This is a genomic window from Roseomonas sp. CAU 1739 (assembly GCF_039839775.1).
Lineage (GTDB): Bacteria > Pseudomonadota > Alphaproteobacteria > Acetobacterales > Acetobacteraceae > Neoroseomonas.
Map to the genome: position 1 here is coordinate 367437 of NZ_JBDOQQ010000002.1, position 21059 is coordinate 388495.

Sequence of the window (21059 nt, forward strand, 5' to 3'; positions counted from 1 at the left end):
CCCCGCACCCCCATCCCTTTTTTCTGGCACTTGGCGCCGGCCTGGCGACGCGCGGAAAGGACACAAGAATGCCCACGATCAACCTGCCGAACGGCAGCGCCATCGAAGCCTTCAGCACCAGCGCGCCGCGCGACTTCCCGCGCGCGACGCCGCCCTTCCCACGCATCGCGCTGGCCGCCGCGCATGTCGTTCCGGACGTGCTGGCCGAACAGGACCCCTGGCTCGACGTGAAGATCGACTGGGACCGCACCATCGCCTTCCGCAAGCATCTCTGGTCGCTCGGCCTCGGCGTGGCGGAGGCGATGGACACGGCGCAGCGCGGCATGGGGCTCGATTGGGCCGGCGCGCAGGAACTCATCCGCCGCTCGCTCGACGCGATGAAGGACCATCCCGGCGCGGTGATGGCATCGGGTGCGGGCACCGACCATCTCACCCCCGGTCCGGACGTCACCATCGACGACGTCATCCGCGCCTACGAAGAGCAATGCGAAGCCGTCGAGGCGATGGGCGGCCGCATCATCCTCATGGCGTCCCGCGCGCTGGCCAAGGCCGCGAAGTCGCCGGCGGATTACGAGCGCGTCTATGCCCGCATCCTGTCCCAGGTGAAGCAGCCGGTGATCATCCACTGGCTTGGCGAGATGTTCGACCCGGCGCTGGAAGGTTACTGGGGCAATCACGACCACATGGCGGCGATGGACACCGCACTCGCCGTCATCACCGCCCATGCGGACAAGGTGGATGGCGTGAAGGTCTCGCTGCTGGATGACCAGAAGGAGATCTCGATGCGTCGCCGCCTGCCGCGCGGCGTGCGCATGTACACCGGCGACGACTTCAACTACGCGGAACTGATCGCCGGCGACGAGCACGGCCATTCGGATGCGCTGCTCGGCATCTTCGACCCGATCGCGCCGGCGGTAGGTGGGGCGCTTGCCGCGCTGTCGCGCAACGACCTGTCCACCTTCCACGACATCCTGGCACCGACGGTCCCGCTCAGCCGCCACATCTTCAAGGCGCCGACGCGCTTCTACAAAACCGGCGTGGTATTCATGGCCTGGCTGAACGGGCACCAGGACCATTTCGTCATGGTGAGCGGGCAGCAATCGACGCGGTCGATCCAGCATTTCTCGGAATTGTTCCGCCTGGCCGACAAGGCTGGCCTGTTGCGGGATCCGGAGATGGCGGTGACGCGCATGAGGTCCCTTCTCGCTGTGCACGGTGTCGCATGACTACCGCCGGGCCCATCAGCCTCAACACCATCACGGTCAAGACCCTGACCCTGCCGCAGGTCATCGAGGGTTGTGCGCGGCACGGCATCACCGCCATTTCTCCCTGGCGGGACGTGCTCCAGGCCGCCGGCCTGCAAGCGGCGGCGAAGCAGATCCGCGACGCCGGCCTGAAGGTGACCGGCCTGTGCCGCGGCGGCATGTTCCCCGCCGCTGACGCCGCCGGCCGCGCCGCCGCCATCGAGGACAATCGCCGCGCCATCGCCGAGGCCCACGCCATCGGCGCCGATTGCCTGGTGGTCCTCGGCGGTGGCCTGCCGGAGGACTCGAAGGACCTGCCCGGCGCACGCGAGATGATGCGTGAGGGCCTGCACGCAATCCTGCCCGATGCGCGCGCCGCCGGCGTGACGCTCGCGCTCGAACCGCTGCACCCGATGACCTGCGCCGATCGCTCGGTGCTCTCCACCCTCGGCCAGGCACTCGACCTGTGCGAGGAACTCGGTGCGGGCACCGGCATCGCGCTCGACGTCTATCATGTGTGGTGGGACCCCGATCTCGCGCGGCAGATGGTCCGCGCCAAGGGTCGCATCGCCGGGTTCCATGTCTGCGACTGGAAGGTGCCGACGATCGACACCGTCTTCGACCGCGGCATGCCGGGCGAAGGCGTCATCGACATCCCCGCCATTCGCGCCATGGCCGAGGCGGCCGGCTGGACTGGCGGCGTCGAGGTCGAGATCCTGTCGAACCGCTGGTGGGCGGAAGACCCCGAGGCGGTGATGCAGGCGGTGAAGGCCAGCCACGCGCACTGTTGACGACCAACCAAAAAACGTCCGGGACACCAACAATGATCATCACACGCCGAGCCCTGCTCGCCGCGACCCTTGCCACGCCCGCGGTCGCGCAGGCGCCGTGGACCGCGACGCGCCCGATCCGCTTCGTCGTGCCCTTCCCCGCCGGGGGTGCGACGGATGTCGTCGCCCGCGTGCTGGCCGAACGGCTGCAGGAAAGCCTCGGCCAGCCGGTGGTAGTGGAAAACCGCACCGGCGCCGGCGGGAACATTGGCGTCGAGAACGTCGTCCGCAGCGCGCCGGACGGCACGACCCTGCTGATGGGCACCACCGGCACGCTGACGGTGAACCCGCATCTGTATGCCAGCCTGGGCTTCGATCCGCTGCGCGACCTCGCGCCCGTGTCGATGGCCTTCACCACCGACCATGTGCTGATCGTGAATCCGCAGGTCCAGGCGCAGACGGCGCAGGAATTCCTCACCTTGGTGCGCGCGCGGCCTGGTGCGCTGTCCTACGGGTCGGCCGGGTCGGGGTCCTCCACCCATACGGTGCCGGAACTGTTCAAGCTCGCGGCACGGGTGGACATCGCCCATGTGCCGTATCGCGGCAGCGCCCCGGCCTTGAACGACCTGGTCGCGGGGACGGTGCAGGTGATGCTGGACCAGATCCCCTCGGCGATCGGGCAGATCCAGGGCGGGCGCGTGCGCGCGCTGGCCGTCACCGGCGCCCGCCGGTCCCCGTTGCTGCCGGACGTCCCCACCCTGGCCGAGATCGGCCTGCCCGAGGCGCAGGCCACGTCCTGGGGGGCGGTGATGGCGCCGGGCGGCACAGCGGCGCCGATCGTGCTGCGCGTCAACGCCGCCATCCGCGAAGCGTTGGCCCAGCCTAGCGTGCGTGAACGTTTGGCGGCAGCGGGGGCGGATGGCGTCTCCTCCACACCGGAAGAACTCGCCGCCTTCCTGCGCGAGGAATCGGCGAAATGGGCTCGTGTGGTGCGTGAGGCGCGTATCACGGTGAACTGAACGCGATGGGCGCGCCGCCGCTGGGTTCGTGTGCTGCAAGCGGCGGGCGCAGCGCATCCAGGCCGTTGGCTTTTGGGCCATGGGCTGGCGGTCCAGGCGCGGCCGCGCCGTGTACTCGGGGGTCGCGGCATCGCCGCGGCCCGAAGTCCGGGCATGCGCGACCGCGTCATGACGCCGCCTGCCAGGATGCTGCCGCGGCTTGCTGCACCGCATCATCCCGGGCAGAAAGGCCCTCGCTGACGCGGGAGCCTGACGATGGTCGATCGGAAACTGTGGTTCGTCTGGGGCGGGATCTTCACCGACTCCACTTGGCGGGAGCTCGAAGCGGGCAGCGAGGAATGCCACGGCCCCTATCACGACCTCGAAACCGCCGAGCGCATCTGGCGCGACGAGATGCGCCGCCGCGTCGACACCGCCCAACACCGCCTGTTCGTGATCGAGACACCGCGCCCGGGTGGCTGATGCCGCCAAGGGGACCTGGTCACCGGGAAGGCGAACGGCGCCATACGCGGGATTGACGCCGCATCTGCGCGCCAAACCAGACTCAATGCCAAACCAGCCGAAAGATCGGCTGATATGGCCGCGCCAGGTCAGCGTGGCAGGAAGGGCGCGTCGCGGGCTTCGGCCAGCGCGTCCCAGGCGCTGCGCACCGTCGCTGCGCCGTAGGTTCGTTCCAGCCGCCGCAGCGTGAAATGCCCGCGCGCGACGCCGCGGAAATGCGCCAGGAAGGCGAGGTTTACCGCTGCCCCCGCCGCCGCACCGATGATCGGCGCCGCCTGGGCGGATAGTTTCATCCCGACTGTGCCGCTGAACCGCGCCGCCACGGCAGCCACGAAGCGCGGCATCACCGCCTGGCCGACCGTGCCCTTCAGCGCCTCGGCCAGCGCGAGGCGGACCGCAAAATACCCGCTCTCCGCCGCGTCATCTGACGGGCTGGTGCCGCCCAGCGCGAAGACCTTCAGGCATTCGGCCGAGGCGCCAGGGGCCGACAGGTCCTCACCTTCCTCGGCGGCCACGGCGGCGACCTGGCGCAACAGGATCGCGGTGGACACCGGCAGCTCGAAGAGCGTCCCCGGCAGGCCGAAAGCACCGCCTACCGCGCCGGAAGCCGCCGCCAATCCCCGGTGGAACCAATGCGACGGCACCGGCAGCGGTGTGACCGCCGGGCCTGACCGCAACGCCGCCTTCATGGCGGCGGACAGCGCGGTGCGCACCGCGCCATCCAGGCCACCCTGCACGACGGTGGGCAGACGCGCGCGCAGCGCCTCGATCGGCATGCCGGCGGCGTTGGCCAGCCGCGCCGCGAGGGAGGGGTTGTCGAGCGCCAGACGCGCCGCACGAAGGTCGCGCTCGGCTTCGGGCGGCAGGATGCCGGGGGTGGTGGTCGCCAGGCTCATCAGGAACAGGTGGACCCCGCGAAGGGCGGGGACAAGGGCAGGGCCGGGAACGGGGGCCGACCACCACCAAGACGGGAGAGGGGCGCCGCCCCCCTTCCGAATTGATCTCCGGAGGTTACTCCGCGGCGGCGTCGACCTCGGCCAGCGTCGGATAATCCGTGTAGCCGCGCGCATCGCCACCGTAGAAGGTCGTCGCATCCGGCGCATTCAGCGCCGCGCCCGTCCGCAGCCGTTCCGGCAGGTCCGGATTGGCCAGGAAGGACGACCCGAAGGCAATGAGGTCGGCCCGCCCGGCGGCGAGATCCGCCTCCGACCGTGCGGCGTCATACCCGCCGTTCAGGATCACCGGCCCGTCGAAGATGCGCCGTGCGATCCCCGCTGCGTCATAGCCATAGGCCCCACCGACGAGGTGCAGATAGGCCAGCCCCTGTCCCCGCAGCGCGTTCGCGATGGCGGTCAGCGTCGCCTCCGGGTCGGTATCCGCGATGTCGTTGAAGGTGCTGCCCGGGCTCACGCGCACACCGACGCGGCCCGGCCCGATCGCCTCCGCCGCGGCGCGCACCGCGCCCAGCAGGAAGCGCACCCGGTTCTCCACCGACCCACCCCATTCATCCGTGCGGAGATTGGCGTTGGTCGACAGGAACTGGCTCGGCAGATAGCCGTTGGCGCCATGGATCTCGACGCCATCCAGCCCGGCCTCGACGGCAAGCGTCGCGGCACGGCCATAGGTGGCGATCACCGCGGGAATCTCCGATGCATCCAGCGCGCGCGGCACCGGCATTGGCTTCGGTCCGGTCTTGGTGAAGATGTCGCCCCTCGCCGCGACGGCGGACGGTGCCACCGGCGTCCCGCCATCCAGGAAATCGGGATGCGAGATGCGCCCGGTATGCATCAGCTGGACGAACACCTTGCCGCCCTTGGCGTGCACGGCGCCCGCCACCTTCCGCCAGCCGGCAACCTGCGCGGCATCGTACAGGCCGGGGATGTCGATATAGCCGCGCCCGCCGGCATCGGGGGTCACGCCCTCGGTGATGACCAGGCCGGCGGTGCCGCGCTGGCCGTAATACAGCGCGTTGAGGTCGTTCGGCACCGCGCCGGGGCTGCGGTTGCGCGTCATCGGCGCCATCGCGATGCGGTTCTGCAGCGTGACGTCGCCGATGCGGATGGGCGTGAACAGAGTCTTGGTCATGATTGTCATCCTTGAAGGTGCGAAGGGGCGGGGGATCGCTCCCCCGCCCGCGCTTCGCGATGTGTTGATGTTCAGGCGTTGGCCGGGACCACCTGGCGGCCAATCAGCTTGTTCACGTCCAGGGCGAAGGCGCCGGCGCCGAGGCCCGCCTGCACCAGCAGCAGCACGGTCCAGAAGGCGGGGAATTCCCAGCCGCCGCGCGGGGCGCTGAAGATCCAGCCATTGCCGGTGTGCTGCAGCGTCGCACCGATCATGATCGGCAGCGCCAGCAGGCTCACGACCCGCACGCCGACGCCGGTGACCAGGGCGATGCCCGCGCCGATCTCGGCGAAGATCACGATGGCGCCGAAGATCGGCGGATAGCCGAGCGAACCGAAGAAGCCCATCGTGCCGGCGATGCCGAAGGTGCCGAGCTTGAGCAGCCCGCCATGGGCCAGGAACAGCGCGCCCATGCTCACGCGGAGCAGGAAGGTGGCGTAGGGGGTGGTCGTCTTGGTGTCGAGCATCGTCGTCATCCTCGTCTGGGAAAGGCCCCGCGGCCTTTGTTGACGCGGACCATGCCCCCGGCCGGCCCCCGGCTTCCAACGGGGCTTCGGAACGGTCATCATCACCAGCACGAATGGCGGACCTTTCCACTCTCGACCTGAACCTGCTGCGCGTCTTCGATGCGGTGGCGCGCGAACGGCACGTCACCCGCGCCGCGCAGCGGCTGAACCTGTCGCAGCCGGCGGTGTCCAACGCGCTGTCGCGCCTGCGCGCGGCGCTGAATGATGAGTTGTTCCTCCGCCGTCCGGGGGGCGTGGAACCGACCGAACTGGCGCTGGCGCTGGCCGGGCCGGTGGCCGAAGTGCTCGACCGGCTGCGCGACACGCTGGCGGTCCATGCGCCCTTCGACCCCGCCACCTCCGATCGCGTCTTCGTTACCGCCCTGTCGGAATACGCGGAGGCGGTGCTCGCCCCGCCGCTGCTCGAACGCATGGGTCAGGACGCACCGGGCTGCCTGCTGGCGATTCGCCATGCCGACCGCACCAACTGGCAGGCGCTGCTGGAACGCGGGGAGGCCGAACTCGCCATCGGCGTGCTGCCGGAACCACCGGCGATCTACACGCGCATCCGGCTGCTGCCCGAAGGCTTCATGACGCTGATGCGCCGCGGCCATCCGCTGGCGACCGGCGTGATGACCGAGGACCGGCTGATCACCTTCCCGCATCTGCTGCATTCGCCGAACGGGTCGCGCGACGGGGCGCTGGACGTGGCGCTCGCGACGCGGGGGAAGAAGCGACGCCTGGGCGCGGTGGTGGCGCATCTGTCGGCGGTGCCGGACATATTGGCGCGCACCGACATGGTGATGACGCTGTCCGGGCGGCTCGCGCATCTGCTGGCGGAGGCGCATGGGCTGGTGGTGCGCGAATCCCCGGTCGAGATCCGCCACACAAGGCTGTCGATGATCTTCCACCGGCGGCTGGAAAGTGATGCCGGCCATGCTTGGCTGCGGCGGCTGATGCTGGCCGTGGCGCGGGACGTGCCGGCGGTCGAAGCCGGGGGCGCACCGAAAGGCGAGGATGACTGACACCTTCGACCATGTGATCGTCGGCGCCGGGTCCGCCGGCTGCGTGCTGGCGAACCGCCTGTCGGCCAATGGCGCGACCGTCGCCGTCATCGAGGCGGGCGGCAAGGACCGCCACCCCTACATCCATATCCCCGCCGGCTATGCCCGCATCCTGGACCACGCGAAGCTGACCTGGGGCTTCCGCACGGAACCTGATGCCGCGACGGGCAACCGCGCGCTGGATTATCCGCGCGGGCGGGTGTGGGGCGGGTCGTCATCCATCAACGGGCTCGGCCATGTGCGCGGCGATCCGTCCGATTACGACCTGTGGGCGCAGAAGGGCTGCACGGGCTGGGGCTGGGACGACCTGCTGCCCTATTTCATGCGGCACGAATCCTTCGCCGGCGGCGGCGAGGGGCGCGGCACGACAGGCCCGCAGCCGATCGAACACCTGGCTGAAACGCCTGAACTGCTGGACCAGTTCGCTGCCGCCGCCGAGGCGATCGGCCTGCCGGTGAATGCCGACATGAACGGCCCGCGGCGCGAGGGCTTCGCCACCTTCCAGCAGACGCGGCGCGGGCAGCGGCGCATCTCGGCCGCGCGTGCCTATCTCGTGCCGGCGCTGTCGCGACCGAACCTGACGGTGATCGACAACAGCCTGGCGCAGCGCATCGTGGTCGAGGATGGCCGCGCAACCGGCGTGGCGATCCGTCGTGGCGGGCAGGACCGCATCATCCGCGCGCGATTCGGCGTGGTGCTCTCGGCCGGCGCGATCGGGTCGCCGCATCTGCTGATGCGGTCGGGCATCGGCCCGGCCGCGCATCTGGCGGAACACGGCATCGCGCCTGTGCTCGATGCGCCAGGCGTCGGGCAGAACCTGCAGGACCACTACATCGTCCGGCTCAGCTACCGGCTGACCGACCATCGCTGGTCGGCCAACCGCCGCATCGTCTGGCCGCGCCTCGGGCTGGAAGTGCTGCGCTGGCTGACCACCGGCAAGGGCGTGCTGACGTGGTCGCCGGGGATGATGTCGCTGTTCGCCCGCACCGAATCGGGGCTCGATGCGCCCGACATCCAGATCAATGGCGGCCCGCTATCCTGGCAGGATGGCCGCATCGGCGTGCCGGAGGACGAGCCGGGCTTCACCCTCGGCGTCTGGCAGTGTCGGCCGCACAGCCGTGGGTCGGTCACGCTGAAATCCCCGCGCGCCGAGGATGCCCCGGCGATCGCCCCGCGCTTCCTGACCGAACGTGCGGACGAGGCCTGCGTGGTGCGCGGCCTGCGCCTGGCGCGCCGCTGGATGGCGGCGGCACCCTTGCAGGGCATCGTCGCCCGCGAAATCCGCCCGGGGCCGGAAGCGGAAAGCGACGAGGCATTGCTTGCCGTCGCCAAGGCGACCGGCGGGACAGTTTACCATCCCTCCTGCACGGTGCGGATGGGTGGTGACGCGACCGCGCCCCTCGATGCCCGGCTGCGCTTTCGCGGCATCGAGGGGCTGCGCGTGGCGGATGCCTCGGTCTTCCCGGACATTCCGGTCTGCAACATCAACGCCACGGTCCTGTCGGTGGCCGAGAAGGCCGCCGACCTGGTCGCCGAGGACATGCGCGGATAGAGCGGTTTGAGCGAGCATCTTCACGTGCCTGACTGATGGTCGTCAGGCACGATCTGCTCGTGTCAGCCCTCAGGCGTGAAATTCATCGCCACGCCGTTGATGCAATACCGCAGGCCGGTCGGCGGCGGCCCGTCATCGAAGACATGGCCCAGATGGCTGCCGCAGGTCGCGCAATGCACCTCGGTCCGCACCATGCCGTGGCTGCGGTCCACCGTCGTCTCGACGGCGCCGGGCAAGGGGTCGTCGAAGCTCGGCCAGCCGGTGCCGCTCTCGAACTTGCGGCCGGCGCGGAACAGCTTCGTGTCGCAGCCGACGCAGGAAAACACGCCCGCGCGCTTTTCCAGCAGCAGTGCGCAGGACCCCGGCCGTTCCGTGCCATGGGCGCGCATCACGCGATACTGTTCCGGCGTCAGAAGCCGGCGCCACTCCGCGTCGCTGTGCGTGACAGGGTAGGTCTTCTCCGTCGTGCTCATCCTGATCTCCTTCCGGCCTGCGGCGCACAGCGTACCACGGCGCGCCGTCCCGGGCGCCTGCCTGTCGCGCTATGTTGGGGTGCGCATAGCCTGGCGCCAGTCACCGCCGCAGCGCCTTGATGTCCACCAGCGGCGTCCCGTCCACGCAGTCGAGGCCGCGCACCATCACCGCTTCCGCCGTGACCGCGACGACCTCGACCTCGGAGGACGAGATCGGGTTCGGCCGGTTCGGCGAGCGCAGCGCGAAGGTGCCGAGCGGGGCAGGCCGCCCCTTCGGCGCCTGCACCAGCAGGTCGCGCCGCGCCAGGTGCATCCAGTACAGCACCTCCAGCCGCGCGCCGGCTTCGATGCCGCGCAGGGCCGGGCGCCAGGGGGCATCGACCTCGATCGTGCAGACCGGGCCATCCAGGCTGCCGCGATGCGGGCAGTCCGCCCGCGCCGCGAAGGGTGTGCGGATGCGACCGATGAAGGTGATGGCGGCATCGGCGCGTTCGGGCATGTCGCCTTCCACCTCGCCGGGGCGTGTGGCGTTCCAATCCATGCAGGCGGTCTCCTCGGCGCGGTTCATCCCGGGCCATGATGGACGCCGGATGGCAGTTCGGCTATTTCCAATCGCATATAACGCACCCGGGGTGTCCCCATGCTTCGTCGCACCATCCTCGCGGCTACGCTCCTCCTCGCTCCCGCCGCGGCGCGGGCGCAGGAGGCCGTGACGGTCTTCGCCGCCGCCAGCCTGACCGACGCGCTGCGCGCCCTGGGCCAGGATTGGGCGGCGCGCGGCAACCCGGCGCCGCGCTTCTCCTTCGCCGCATCCTCCGCGCTCGCCCGCCAGATGGAACAGGGCGCGCCGGCCGACCTGTTCATGTCGGCCGATGAGGACTGGATGAACTACGTCCAGGAACGCAACCTGATCGTCAACGACACCCGCGTCAGCCCGCTGGGCAATTCGCTCGTGCTGGTCGCGCCCGCCGATTCGGCGCGCCCCGTCGCCCTGACGCGGGACACCGACCTGCGCGCACTGCTTGGCCCGAATGGCCGCATCGCGACCGGCGACCCAGCGCATGTCCCGGTCGGGCGGTATGCCCAGGCGGCGCTGACCTGGATGGGGCAGTGGGATGCCATCGTGCCGCGCCTCGCCCGCGCCGACAATGTCCGCGCCGCGCTGCTGCTGGTCGAACGCGGGGAAGCCCCCTACGGCATCGTCTATGGCACCGATGCGGCGGCCAGCCAGGGCGTGCGCGTGGTCGGCACCTTCCCGGTCGCGAGCCATACTCCCGTCACCTATCCTTTCGCGCTGACGCGGCGCGCGGCGGGCAATGCCCAGGCACGCGCCTTCCTCGCCTTCCTGACCGGCGCCGAGGCCCGGCCGACCTGGCAGCGCTTCGGCTTCAGCGTCCCGCAGTGACGCTCGGCCTCAGCGCCGAGGAATGGCAGGCCGTCAGGCTCAGCCTCGAGGTCGCCTCCCGCTCGGTCCTGGTGTCGCTGCTGCCGGCGATCGGCATCGCCTGGCTGCTGTCGCGCGGTCGCTTTCCGGGACGCATGCTGCTGGACGCGCTGGTGCACCTGCCGTTGGTGGTGCCGCCGGTCGTGGTGGGCTGGGGGCTGCTGATGCTGTTCGGCATCCGCGGGCCGATCGGCGGGCCGCTGCATGACTGGTTCGGCATCCGCCTGGTGTTCACGACCGAAGGTGCCGCCCTCGCCACCGCGGTGATGTCCTTTCCGCTGATCGTACGCGCGGTGCGCCTTGGCCTGGACAACGTCGACCAGGGGCTGGAGGCGGCGGCGCGCACGCTCGGCGCGGGGCCGTTCGACCGCTTCGTCACCGTCACGCTGCCGCTGATGTCGCCGGGCATCCTGGCCGGGGCGGTCACCGCCTTCGCCGCCGGCCTCGGCGAATTCGGCGCGGTGATCACCTTCGCCTCCAACATCCCCGGGGAGACGCAGACCCTGCCGCTCGCCATCTATGCCGCGACGCAGACGGCGGGCGGCGATGCCGTGGCCGCGCGGCTCGCCGGAATCTCCTTCGCATTGGCGGTCGGCGGATTGCTGCTGGCGGAATTCGTCGCGCGGCGGATGCATCGCCTGCTGGGCCGCGCCTGATGCCGCAGGTCGCGATCCGTCATCGCTTCACGCCGGGCGATTTCACGCTCGATGTCGCGTTCCACGCACCGGAGAGCGGCGTTACGGCGCTGTTCGGCCCGTCGGGCTGCGGCAAGACCAGCGTGCTTGCCGCGGTCGCCGGCCTGCTGCGCCCGCAGCACGGGCGCATCGCGGTCGGCGGCGACGTGCTGCTCGACACCGCGCGCGGCATCGCGCTGCCGCCCGAGCGCCGGCGCTGCGCCGTGGTGTTCCAGGATGCGCGGCTGTTCCCGCATCTCAGCGTCGAGACCAATCTCCGCTATGGCTTGAGGCGCGCCCCGCGCGACGCCCAGGGTCCGGGTTTCGATGACGTCGTGGCGCTGCTTGGCATCGGCCATCTCCTCACGCGTCGCCCGGCCGGGTTGTCGGGCGGCGAACGCCAGCGCGTTGCCCTCGGTCGCGCCCTGCTCGCGCGGCCGCGGCTACTGCTGATGGACGAACCGCTCGCTGCGCTGGACGCCGCGCGCCGGGCCGAGGTGCTCCCCTTCCTCGCTCGCCTGCGCGACGTGGCGCGGCTGCCGATCCTGTACGTCACCCACGCGCTGGAGGAGGTGGATGCACTGGCCGACCACTTGGTGCTGCTGGAGAATGGCCGCGTGCTGGCCGATGGCCCGGCCACCGCGCTGGCGGCGCGCACCGACCTGCCGCTTGCCGCGCGGCGCGATGCCGGCGTGCTGCTGGACTGCGTTGTCGGCACCGCACCGCTGGACGGGCTGACGCGGCTGGACTTTGCCGGCGGTGCGCTGGTCACCACCCTGCATCCCGGCGCACCCGGCGCGCGGCTGAGGGTGCGTGTCCGGGCACGCGACATCGCCGTGGCGATCGAGGAACCGCGCGGCATCTCCACCCAGAACATCCTTCGCGCCACGCTGACCGACATCCAGCCGGCCGGCGAAGGCCAGGAGGTTTTCCTGCGCCTGGCCATCGGTCCGAGCGAGTTGCTTGCCCGCATCACCCGCGACAGCGTGCGGCGGCTGGCGCTGCATCCGGGGATGACGCTGTGGGCGCTGGTCAAGGCCGTCACATTCGATCACCGCATGGCTGTGGCATCGGATGTCGCATCGCCAGCCGGCGGCGCCGTGTCGCAGAATGGGGCGCCCGCAGAATCGGACGGCCACGATGCCCTACCTGCTTCCTGACGATCGCCTGCTCGCCATGCTGCGCGAGGACGTGCCCTATGGCGACCTTACCACCCGGGGCCTCGGCATTGCCGAACGCCCTGGCGAGGCAGTGTTCCGCACCCGCAGCACCATCACCGCATGCTGCGTCGAGGAAGCCGAGCGCCTGATGCTGCTGTCCGGCTGCACCGCCGCGCGACGCATGGCGTCCTCGGGTTCGCAGGTGGAGGCGGGCGGCGACCTGCTGATCGCCGAAGGCGACGCTGGTGCCCTGCATCGCGGCCTGAAGGTGGCGCAGACGCTGATGGAGGTGACGTCCGGCATCGCCACCCGCGCGAGGCGCATATTGTGCGCGGCACGGCAGGGCCGGCCCGGCATCGCCGTGGCCTGCACGCGCAAGCACCTGCCCGGCGCGAAGGATGTGATGCTGAAGGCGATCATGGTCGGTGGCTGCATCCCCCACCGGCTCGGCCTGTCGGACAGCGTGCTGGTCTTCGCCCAGCATCGCGCCTTCCTCGGCCGCACGCCGCCGCATCTGTGGGTCGCCGCGCTGCGCGCCGCCCAGCCGGAACGCAAGATCGCCGTCGAGGCCGAGACCGTGGACGAGGCGATGTGGTTCGCCGCCGCCGGGGTGGATGCCGTGCAGCTCGACAAGCTCTCCCCCGAACAGGTGGCCGAGGCGGTGCGCGCCATGGCCAGCCTGCCGCAGCGCCCGCTGGTCGTCGCCGCCGGCGGCGTGACCGAGGCGAACGCCGCCGCCTACGCCACCGCCGGCGCCGGGCTGCTGGTGACCTCCGCCCCCTATGCCGCGCCTCCGGCCGACATCTCCGTCACCCTGGCGCCCGCCACGCCATGAAGCCACCGGCAACACCGGAGAAGGCCGAACTCAGCCTGCGCATCGACCTGCCGAGCGGACGGATCGGCCCCGGCAAGATCCGGTTGCTCGAAGCGATCGACCGCGAGGGGTCGATCTCCGCCGCCGGACGCGCCCTGGGCATGAGCTACCGTCGCGCCTGGGACCTGGTGGATGCGCTGAACACTCTGGTCGGCATCCCGGTGGTCGAAGCCAGCACTGGCGGGTACCGCGGCGGCGGCGCGACGCTGACAGATGAAGGCCGCAACCTGGTGGCGGATTACCGGGCCATCGAACGCGCGGCGCAGCGGGCGGCGGAACCGCGGCTGCTGGCGTTGGCGCGGCGAACGAAGGGGTGATGGCGCCAGGATGGTTCGGCGGAACGAAGGGGCCGGAGAGGGGCTTTGCCCCTCTCCGAACCTCTCCCCACCAAAGGCTTAAGGCCTTTGGAAACCCTCATTTGGTTCCGAGCGGATGGGTTCGTCGTAGGATTGACGGTCGCTTTGGGCCGGAGGGCGGATCGGGGCACGCTGCGCCAAAATGCGAGCTGCTGACCGCATCGTCAGCCAATCCCGACTGAGGCGAAGCGAGGCTCCACCTCAGTTTGATGTCATTGTCATCGTTCCCCGGTCGCCCTTCGCGGCGCGGCGCCATCGGGAACCGATCTCGCCCTTCAGCGGCGCAGCGAACAACGCCGAATTCGGAGGCGCATGCATCAAGCGGCATCTGCCGCAGCAAAGTGGGTCATCTGGTCGTCGTAGGCCTTCATGAAGGCCGGCCGGGCCGTCACGCGCGCGACGTAGGCGTGGCACGCAGGGTAATTTGCGAGCCCGTCGAACCGGTTCACCTGTCGCAACACGTCCGCCATCAGGAGGTCGGCCACGGTGAACCGCCCGGCCGCCAGCCATTCACGGCCGGCCAGCACTGCTTCCATCCGCTCGAGCCTGGCCTTCAGGAAACTCTCCACGAACTTGGCTTCGGGCGATCCGCTAGGATAGCCCATGAAGCGGAAAAGCGCCCATGGCTGGCACGGCAGGTCGACCGAGTTGAGCGCGGCGATGACCCACTCCATCACCTCGGTCCGGCTGCGCGGATCGGCGGGCATGAGCGCCAGGCTCTTCGCGGCGAGGTGCAGCAGGATCGCGCCGCTCTCGAAAATGGTGAGGTCCCCGTCGGTCAGCCACGGAACCTGGCCGAAGGGCTGCGCGGCGAAATGCTCGGCCCCTCGCTCGCGAAACGGCGTGCTCTCGACCCGATAGGCCAACCCGGCCTCTTCCAGAGCCCAACGCACCCGCAGGTCGCGCACAAGGCCGCGCGGCATTTCGGGCACCCAGTCGTAGGTCGTGAGGACAATCTCGCTCATTCGTGGTCTCCCAGGAACGCAGGAAGCTTGTCGAGGAGGCCGCTCCAGCCGTGCTCGTGACTATTGCGGGCCGCCTCGTCGGGCAGGTGTTCATGCGTGAGGGTCAGTTCGGTCCCGCCGTCGAATGGCTCGAGCCGGAAGGTCACCAGCGACGTCGGTTCCGACGCTCCGGGCAGGTCCCAGGTGAAGACGAGCGTCTTCTCGGGAACGACCTCCTGATAGATGCCGGTCGGGTTGTGCTCGCTGCCGTCGAGCAGCCGGAACACGACGCTGAACCGGCCGCCCGGACGCACCTCCGCCACCACGCTGAGGGTCGGCCCCGCATCGGGACCCCACCACTGCATCATCAGCGCCGGCTGCGTGATAGCCGCCCAGACCTTGGCAGGCGGAGCCTTGATTCGGCGCATGATGGTCACGCTCGGGAGGGTCATTGCGCACCATCCTTTTCGACGAGCGCGGCAAGGCGATCGAGGCTGACCGTCCAAAAGCGCTCATACTGGTTGAGCCACGCCATCGCCTCCCGCATCGGCGCCGCGGAGAGGTTCACCGCCACGGTGCGGCCGGTCTTGGTGCGGGTGATCAGGCAGGCATCGGACAGGACGTCCAGATGCTTGGTCATGCCGGGGAGCTTCAGCGAAAAGGACCCGGCGAGGTCGCTCACCGAAAGCCCCGGTTCCTTCATCAGACGCAGCAGGACGCCCCGCCGGGTGGGATCGGCCAGCGCCCAGAACGTGCGGTCCATGGCTGATATCTGATACTTCGCCATATGGCGAAGTATTTATTGCCTACGCAACCGAAGTCAATCGGCGAATGCCTCCGCCATGAATGCCATGCCGCATCCTGGTGTTTTCTGTGAGCGCGAAGCCGGCCAAAGACTGCTTGTGGTTGAGCAGACACGGGACCGTCCGGCACGCTGACTGACCGCGGGGCTCTTCGCACAGCCTGGGCGCTGCCGCGCTGTGCCAGGTATTGGTTGCCAAAGGCCCGCTCGTCTTTGGCGGGGTGGTTTGGAGGGGTGAAACCCCTCCGACCTTCCACCCCCGTCGCAGGTGAGACGCCCGCTGCCGCCCATGCTATAGCCTTCCGCGATGCCCCGTGCCGTCGCGCCGCGGGTGCGGCGAGCCCCCATCGCCGCCCCTGCCCGACCCGCACCCCCCGCACGACCGCGACGCCGCCTGGCGCCGCGCCTGTTCCATTGGGCACTGTTCCTCGCCGTCTGGGGCCTGGTCGCCGGCTTCGTCGCCCTGCTGTTCTTCGCCTGGGACCTGCCGCGGCCGGAGGATGCGTTGGGCGCCACGCGACGCCCGTCGGTCACCATGGTCGCTGCCGATGGCGCGCTGCTGTCCACCAGCGGCGACCTCTATGGGGAGACGGTGCGGCTGCGCGACCTGCCGGCCCATGTGCCCGCCGCCTTCATCGCCATCGAGGACCGTCGCTTCCGCGAGCATATGGGTCTCGACCTGGTCGGGCTGGTGCGCGCGGTGGTGGTCAACATGACCGCCGGGCGCGTGGTGCAGGGCGGTTCGACCCTGACGCAGCAATTGGCGAAGAACCTGTTCCTGACGCCGGAGCGCAGCCTGCGGCGCAAGGTGCAGGAAGCGCTGCTCGCGCTGTGGCTGGAAGCCCGCTTCACCAAGGATGAGCTGCTGACGATCTACCTGAATCGCGTTTATCTCGGCGCCGGGACCTATGGCGTGGATGCGGCGGCGCGGCTGTATTTCGGCGTGCCGGCGCGGCGGCTGACAGCGGGCCAGGCTGCGGTCCTCGCCGGGCTGCCGAAGGCGCCGTCGCGCTACAATCCGCGCGTCAACCCGTCTGCCGCGGTGCATCGCGCGGTGGAGGTGCTGGGTGCGATGGTCGAGACCGGCGCCATTCCCGCCGCCGCCGCGATGACCGAGGCCGAGCGCATCGCCTTTCCACTCGCGCCGTCGCGCGACGCGGGCTGGTTCGCCGACTGGGTGCGCGACGGCATCGGCGACCGCGCGCCCGCGACATCCGACCTGCTGCTGCGCACCACGCTCGATTCGCGCCTGCAGGCGGCGGTGGAAGCGCGGCTGGAGGCAATCCTGACCGCCCAGGGTCGCGCCGCCGGCGTCTCCCAGGGCGCCGTGGTGGCGATCGACGCGGCGACCGGCGCGGTGCGCGCCATGGCCGGCGGCCGCGACTACCGCACCAGCCCGTTCAACCGCGCCACCCAGGCGCGGCGCCAGCCAGGCTCGGCCTTCAAGCCCTTCGTCTACCTGGCGGCCATCGAGGCCGGCGCGCGGCCGGAGGACATGGTCTCCGACGCGCCGATCAACCTCGGCGGCTGGTCGCCGGGCAATGGCCATTGGCGCATGCGCGGGGAGATCACCATCGAGGATGCGCTCGCCCATTCGGTCAACACGGCGGCCGTGCGGGTGATGCAGCGCGGCGGCGGTGCCCGGTCGGTGGCGGCGGTGGCGCAGCGGCTCGGGCTGCCGGGGCCATTCCCACGTGATGCCTCGATCGCGCTCGGCACCGCGGAGGTGACGCTGCTCGACCTCGTCACGGCCTACGCGCCCTTCGCCAATGGCGGGCGGCGCGTCGCCGCCTTTGGCGTGGCGGAGGCGCGCGCCGAAGGCCGGCCGATCGCCTGGCTGCCGCTGGCCGCATCACCGGTCATCACGGTGGAGGCGGCGGAGGCGATGCGGCGTATGCTGGCCGCGACGGTCGCGCGCGGCACCGGTCGCGCCGCCGCCCTGCCGGGGCTGGCGGTGGCCGGCAAGACCGGCACGACGCAGGATAATCGCGATGCCTGGTTCATCGGCATCGCCGGGGGGCTGGTGATGGGTATCTGGCTGGGCAATGACGATGCGACGCCGATGGAAGGGGTGGCCGGCGGTGGCCTGCCGGCCCGGCTGTTCCGCGACATCCTGGAAGCCGCGCGCGGTCGTTCAGGCTGATGGAAGACCCGCGCGACCGCCTTGTCGCCTTGGCCCGCCCCGTGCGGCATGAGGCGAACAACCTGCTTGCCGCCCTGTCCGGCACGGCGGAACTGATGCTGCGAAGCCGGGACGCCACGGCGCGCGACATCGCCCGCGCGGAACGCCTGCGCGACGCGGCGGGGCGGTTGCAGGCGCTGCTGCATGCCTATCTCGCGCTCGGCGCGCCGCCGCCGCAGGGCACGCCGCCCGCCACGGTGCTCGAGACGATGCGCCCGCTGGCCAGGCTCGCCTTCGGCACCGGCCTGGCCGTCGAGGTGGAAGCGATGGCGGGGTTGCCGCCCCTGCCGGTGGGGCAGCTCCAGGCTGCCATTCTGCGACTGGCGCAGGACGCCGGCGCGCTCGCCGCGCCCGACAGCGGCCTTCGCCTCACGCTCGATGCCGCGCGGGGCGGGGCGCTGCTGACCGCCACCCCGGTGCCGACGGGGCCGACGCTGCCGGCGGTCTTCGTGCCGGCGGTGCCGTGATGTGGTGCCGCCCGCCGTCAGGTCGGCCGGCCATCGGCCGCGCAACTGCGGATGCCCAGCAGTGCATAGGCCGTGCCGCCCCGGATGCGCGCCAGCGCCGCGGTATCGGGGGCGGCCGGCAGGGCATCATGTCCGATCATCGGCGTCTCAGCGTGGCGCCAGCGCCACGCCTGCTCGCGCCATTCCATGCCGGGGGCGGTGAAACGCTGCGCCGGCAACCACTTCCCGTGTAGCATTGTCAGCCAGGATCAAGACAAGGACACGATGCCCCGCGCTGCCCTGACCGACGATACCGCGGCCCCTCGGTCCGCCGCTTCCTCCGGCCGCTTCGCCTCGGCGGCGGTGCGGGCCGTGTTGCGGCGGCGCGCCATGGAGATGTGCGGGCTGCTGGTGGCGCTGGCCGCGATTGCGCTGGGCGTCGCGCTGGGCAGCCATAACCCGGCCGACCCGTCGCTCAACACCGCGACCCACGGGCCGACGACGAACCTGGCCGGCCCCGCCGGCGCGATCGTGTCGGACCTGATGCTGCAAGGCTTCGGCTTCGGCGCGGCGCTGCCCTGCCTGGCCGCGCTCGCCTGGGCGTTCCGCCTGGCGACGCATCGTGGGATGGGGTCGATCCCGGCAAGGCTGCTCGGGCTGCTGGCCGGCATGCCGATGGCGGCGGCGGCCCTGGCGCTGCTGCCGCTGCCGTCCCACCTGCCGGTGGAAGCCGGGCCGGGCGGCATCGTCGGGCCGGTCACGGCCGGCCTGCTGGTGGATTGGCTCACCCGGCTGCTGGGCCCGCTCGGCACGCTGACCGGGCAAGGCATCGTGATGGTCGCGGCGGTCGGCACCGCCTTCATCGCCTGCGGGCTGACAGTGGGCGAATGGCGCGGCGCCGGTCGCGTGGCCGTGGGCGCCGGCCAAGTCGCGGTGGGTGCGGCGCGCAGCGGCGCGGCCAGCCTGCGCCGGCCCGGACGTCATGAGGAGGATGAGCCGGAAGCTGAGGAGCCCGAACCGCCACCATCCCGCCCACGGGGGCCGGGGCTGTTCGCCAGGATTGGCGCGCCGTTCCGCAGCATGGGTCGTGGTGCCGGCGCGCTGCTGCGGCGTGAACCGTCCGTGGTGCCGCTCGGCGCCATGCTGCGCGCGGCGGATGAGGCGGCGACCGCCGTTCCACCCAGCCCGGCCGCCCCGCCGGCTCCGTTGCCCGGGCAGGATGGCGATGCGCGTCCCGGCACCGAACCCGCCGCCAAGCCGCGGCTCGCGGCGCGCAGCAAGGTGATGGAACGCGCGCCCGATCGCGGCCGCCGCCCGCCGGAACAGCGCGCGCTCGACCTCGGCACCGAGGGGTGGAAATTGCCGCCGCTCGACCTGCTGACCGAAGCGCCGGCCAAGCGCACGGGACGGCCATCGGAGGAATCGCTGCAGGCCAATGCGCGGCTGCTGGAATCGGTGCTGGAGGATTACGGCGTGCGCGGCCGCATTGCCGAGATCCGCCCCGGCCCGGTGGTCACGCTGTACGAATTGGAACCCGCGCCGGGGACGAAATCCTCCCGCGTCATCGGCCTGGCCGACGACATCGCGCGGTCGATGTCGCTGATCGCGGTGCGCATCGCCACCGTGCCGGGTCGCAACGTGATCGGCATCGAGATGCCGAACGCCAAGCGCGAGACGGTCTACCTGTCGGAGATGTTCGCTGACGAATCCTGGGGCCGGCACCAGGCGAAGCTGCCACTGGCACTTGGCAAGGATATCGGCGGCGGGCCGGTCATCGCCGACCTCGCGCGCATGCCGCATCTGCTGATCGCGGGGACCACGGGTTCGGGCAAGTCGGTCGGGATCAACACCATGATTCTGTCCCTGCTGTACCGCTTCGGGCCGGAGGAATGCCGCTTCATCATGATCGATCCGAAGATGCTGGAATTGTCGGTCTATGACCGCATCCCGCATCTGCTGGCGCCCGTGGTGACGGAACCGCCCAAGGCGATCGGCGCGCTGAAATGGACGGTGCGGGAGATGGAGCGGCGGTATCGCTCCATGTCGCAGCTCGGCGTGCGCAACATCGGCGGCTACAACGAAAAGGTCGTCGCCGCGCGCCAGCGTGGCGAGGTGCTGACGCGCAAGGTGCAGACCGGCTTCGACCCGGATACCGGCAAGCCGGTCTTCGAGGAACAGCCCCTCGCGCTCGAAGCGCTGCCGATGATCGTCGTCGTCATCGACGAAATGGCCGACCTGATGATCGTCGCCGGCAAGGAGATCGAGGCCGCGGTCCAGCGGCTTGCGCAGATGGCGCGTGCCGCCGGTATCCATGTGATCATGGCGACTCAGCGGCCTTCGGTGGATGTCATCACCGGCACCATCAAGGCGAACTTCCCGACCCGCATCTCCTTCCAGGTGACGTCGAAGATCGACAGCCGCACCATCCTCGGCGAGCAGGGTGCGGAGCAGTTGCTCGGCCAGGGCGACATGCTGCACATGCCCGGCGGCGGGCGCCTCGCGCGCGTGCACGGGCCCTTCGTCTCCGACACCGAGGTCGAGCGCGTCGTCGAGTTCCTGCGCGAGCAGGGCGAGCCCGCCTATATCGAGGAAGTCACCGAGGAGCCGGACGAGGACGGCATGCAGCCCGGCATGCTCGGCGGCAACACCGATGGCGAGGCCTCGCTCTACGACCAGGCCGTGGCGTTGGTGACGCGGGAAGGCAAGGCCAGCACCTCCTTCGTCCAGCGGCACCTCAACATAGGCTACAACCGCGCCGCCAAGCTGATCGAGCAGATGGAAAAGGAAGGCGTCGTCGGCGCCGCCAACCATGTCGGCAAGCGCGAGGTTCTGGCCCCCGGCCCGCGCGACTAGAGTTGTTTCCGTTCACCTTGGCTCACGGCAGCGGCTCCAGCCTTTTGTCTTCCCGACATCTTCACCCGACC

23 protein-coding genes are annotated in these 21059 nt (G+C 70.6%); 14 read left to right on the plus strand and 9 right to left on the minus strand.

Going from position 1 to position 21059, the window contains the following annotated elements:
• The first annotated feature begins 68 nt into the window (after nt 1–68).
• From AAFN86_RS05335 to AAFN86_RS05350, 4 genes are all read left to right on the plus strand, one after another.
• On the plus strand, nt 69–1226 hold the full coding sequence (locus tag AAFN86_RS05335) for a dihydrodipicolinate synthase family protein (protein WP_347542190.1): 1158 nt from the start codon (nt 69–71) through the stop codon (nt 1224–1226).
• Nucleotides 1223–2035: a sugar phosphate isomerase/epimerase family protein gene (locus tag AAFN86_RS05340; protein ID WP_347542191.1), complete on the plus strand. Its 813-nt coding sequence runs from the start codon at nt 1223–1225 to the stop codon at nt 2033–2035. Before AAFN86_RS05335 ends, AAFN86_RS05340 begins: the two co-directional genes overlap by 4 nt.
• A gap of 32 nt (nt 2036–2067) precedes the next feature.
• Nucleotides 2068–3033, plus strand: coding sequence for a tripartite tricarboxylate transporter substrate binding protein (locus AAFN86_RS05345; RefSeq protein WP_347542192.1), 966 nt, complete (start codon nt 2068–2070; stop codon nt 3031–3033).
• Nucleotides 3034–3288: 255 nt separating this feature from the next.
• Nucleotides 3289–3495: a DUF4170 domain-containing protein gene (locus tag AAFN86_RS05350; RefSeq protein WP_347542193.1), complete on the plus strand. Its 207-nt coding sequence runs from the start codon at nt 3289–3291 to the stop codon at nt 3493–3495.
• A 128-nt stretch (nt 3496–3623) separates the two neighbouring features.
• Here the strand turns inward: AAFN86_RS05350 and AAFN86_RS05355 are convergent, their stop codons facing one another.
• The 3 genes from AAFN86_RS05355 to AAFN86_RS05365 form a co-directional block, all read right to left on the minus strand.
• The gene (locus tag AAFN86_RS05355; RefSeq protein ID WP_347542194.1) at nt 3624–4430 is read right to left on the minus strand and encodes an EcsC family protein; all 807 of its coding nucleotides are present in this window, start codon (nt 4428–4430) and stop codon (nt 3624–3626) included.
• Between the two features lie 115 nt (nt 4431–4545).
• On the minus strand, nt 4546–5619 hold the full coding sequence (locus AAFN86_RS05360; RefSeq protein WP_347542195.1) for an alkene reductase: 1074 nt from the start codon (nt 5617–5619) through the stop codon (nt 4546–4548).
• A 71-nt stretch (nt 5620–5690) separates the two neighbouring features.
• Nucleotides 5691–6125: a DoxX family protein gene (locus AAFN86_RS05365; RefSeq protein ID WP_347542196.1), complete on the minus strand. Its 435-nt coding sequence runs from the start codon at nt 6123–6125 to the stop codon at nt 5691–5693.
• Between the two features lie 113 nt (nt 6126–6238).
• Between AAFN86_RS05365 and AAFN86_RS05370 the strand changes: the two genes are divergently transcribed.
• Nucleotides 6239–7189 (plus strand): LysR family transcriptional regulator, encoded by a 951-nt coding sequence (locus tag AAFN86_RS05370; protein ID WP_347542197.1) that lies wholly within the window; start codon nt 6239–6241, stop codon nt 7187–7189.
• Nucleotides 7182–8780 carry a GMC family oxidoreductase N-terminal domain-containing protein gene (locus AAFN86_RS05375; protein WP_347542198.1) on the plus strand — a complete coding sequence of 533 codons (1599 nt, stop codon included), beginning with the start codon at nt 7182–7184 and terminating at the stop codon, nt 8778–8780. Before AAFN86_RS05370 ends, AAFN86_RS05375 begins: the two co-directional genes overlap by 8 nt.
• Before the next feature lie 62 nt (nt 8781–8842).
• Here AAFN86_RS05375 and msrB read toward each other — a convergent pair whose 3' ends face one another.
• The gene (gene msrB / locus AAFN86_RS05380) at nt 8843–9253 is read right to left on the minus strand and encodes a peptide-methionine (R)-S-oxide reductase MsrB (protein ID WP_347542199.1); all 411 of its coding nucleotides are present in this window, start codon (nt 9251–9253) and stop codon (nt 8843–8845) included.
• Between the two features lie 100 nt (nt 9254–9353).
• Complete coding sequence (tsaA, locus tag AAFN86_RS05385) at nt 9354–9794, minus strand: tRNA (N6-threonylcarbamoyladenosine(37)-N6)-methyltransferase TrmO (RefSeq protein ID WP_347542200.1); 441 nt, start codon at nt 9792–9794, stop codon at nt 9354–9356.
• A gap of 99 nt (nt 9795–9893) precedes the next feature.
• Here tsaA and modA point away from each other — a divergent pair, with 99 nt between their 5' ends.
• The 5 genes from modA to AAFN86_RS05410 are packed head-to-tail and all read left to right on the plus strand — an operon-like array spanning nt 9894 to nt 13722.
• Entirely contained in the window at nt 9894–10658 is a 765-nt protein-coding gene (gene modA, locus AAFN86_RS05390) for a molybdate ABC transporter substrate-binding protein (RefSeq protein WP_347542201.1), read from the plus strand.
• Nucleotides 10655–11353 carry a molybdate ABC transporter permease subunit gene (modB, locus tag AAFN86_RS05395; RefSeq protein ID WP_347542202.1) on the plus strand — a complete coding sequence of 233 codons (699 nt, stop codon included), beginning with the start codon at nt 10655–10657 and terminating at the stop codon, nt 11351–11353. The genes modA and modB overlap by 4 nt, the downstream gene beginning before the upstream one ends.
• Nucleotides 11353–12531: a molybdenum ABC transporter ATP-binding protein gene (gene modC / locus AAFN86_RS05400; protein WP_347542203.1), complete on the plus strand. Its 1179-nt coding sequence runs from the start codon at nt 11353–11355 to the stop codon at nt 12529–12531. Before modB ends, modC begins: the two co-directional genes overlap by 1 nt.
• Nucleotides 12512–13366, plus strand: coding sequence for a ModD protein (gene modD / locus AAFN86_RS05405; RefSeq protein WP_347542204.1), 855 nt, complete (start codon nt 12512–12514; stop codon nt 13364–13366). Before modC ends, modD begins: the two co-directional genes overlap by 20 nt.
• The gene (locus tag AAFN86_RS05410; protein ID WP_347542205.1) at nt 13363–13722 is read left to right on the plus strand and encodes a winged helix-turn-helix domain-containing protein; all 360 of its coding nucleotides are present in this window, start codon (nt 13363–13365) and stop codon (nt 13720–13722) included. The genes modD and AAFN86_RS05410 overlap by 4 nt, the downstream gene beginning before the upstream one ends.
• Nucleotides 13723–14078: 356 nt before the next feature.
• On the opposite strand, the gene AAFN86_RS05415 is transcribed toward AAFN86_RS05410, so the two are convergent.
• Genes AAFN86_RS05415 through AAFN86_RS05425 form a run of 3 tightly spaced genes read right to left on the minus strand, consistent with a single transcriptional unit; the run spans nt 14079 to nt 15468 of the window.
• A complete protein-coding gene (locus AAFN86_RS05415; RefSeq protein WP_347542206.1) occupies nt 14079–14726 on the minus strand; it encodes a glutathione S-transferase family protein in 648 nt (215 codons plus the stop codon).
• Nucleotides 14723–15157, minus strand: coding sequence for an SRPBCC domain-containing protein (locus tag AAFN86_RS05420; protein ID WP_347542207.1), 435 nt, complete (start codon nt 15155–15157; stop codon nt 14723–14725). Before AAFN86_RS05420 ends, AAFN86_RS05415 begins: the two co-directional genes overlap by 4 nt.
• Entirely contained in the window at nt 15154–15468 is a 315-nt protein-coding gene (locus AAFN86_RS05425) for a metalloregulator ArsR/SmtB family transcription factor (RefSeq protein ID WP_347542208.1), read from the minus strand. Before AAFN86_RS05425 ends, AAFN86_RS05420 begins: the two co-directional genes overlap by 4 nt.
• Nucleotides 15469–15814: 346 nt before the next feature.
• Here AAFN86_RS05425 and AAFN86_RS05430 point away from each other — a divergent pair, with 346 nt between their 5' ends.
• Together AAFN86_RS05430 and AAFN86_RS05435 are read left to right on the plus strand one after the other, a co-directional pair.
• Entirely contained in the window at nt 15815–17650 is a 1836-nt protein-coding gene (locus AAFN86_RS05430; RefSeq protein ID WP_347542209.1) for a PBP1A family penicillin-binding protein, read from the plus strand.
• Nucleotides 17650–18156, plus strand: a complete 507-nt coding sequence (locus AAFN86_RS05435; protein ID WP_347542210.1) for a hypothetical protein — start codon at nt 17650–17652, stop codon at nt 18154–18156. Before AAFN86_RS05430 ends, AAFN86_RS05435 begins: the two co-directional genes overlap by 1 nt.
• Nucleotides 18157–18173: 17 nt before the next feature.
• Here AAFN86_RS05435 and AAFN86_RS05440 read toward each other — a convergent pair whose 3' ends face one another.
• On the minus strand, nt 18174–18296 hold the full coding sequence (locus AAFN86_RS05440) for a hypothetical protein (protein ID WP_347542211.1): 123 nt from the start codon (nt 18294–18296) through the stop codon (nt 18174–18176).
• 124 nt (nt 18297–18420) lie between these two features.
• Between AAFN86_RS05440 and AAFN86_RS05445 the strand changes: the two genes are divergently transcribed.
• A complete protein-coding gene (locus tag AAFN86_RS05445) occupies nt 18421–20988 on the plus strand; it encodes a DNA translocase FtsK 4TM domain-containing protein (RefSeq protein WP_347542212.1) in 2568 nt (855 codons plus the stop codon).
• Nucleotides 20989–21059: the final 71 nt, after the last annotated feature.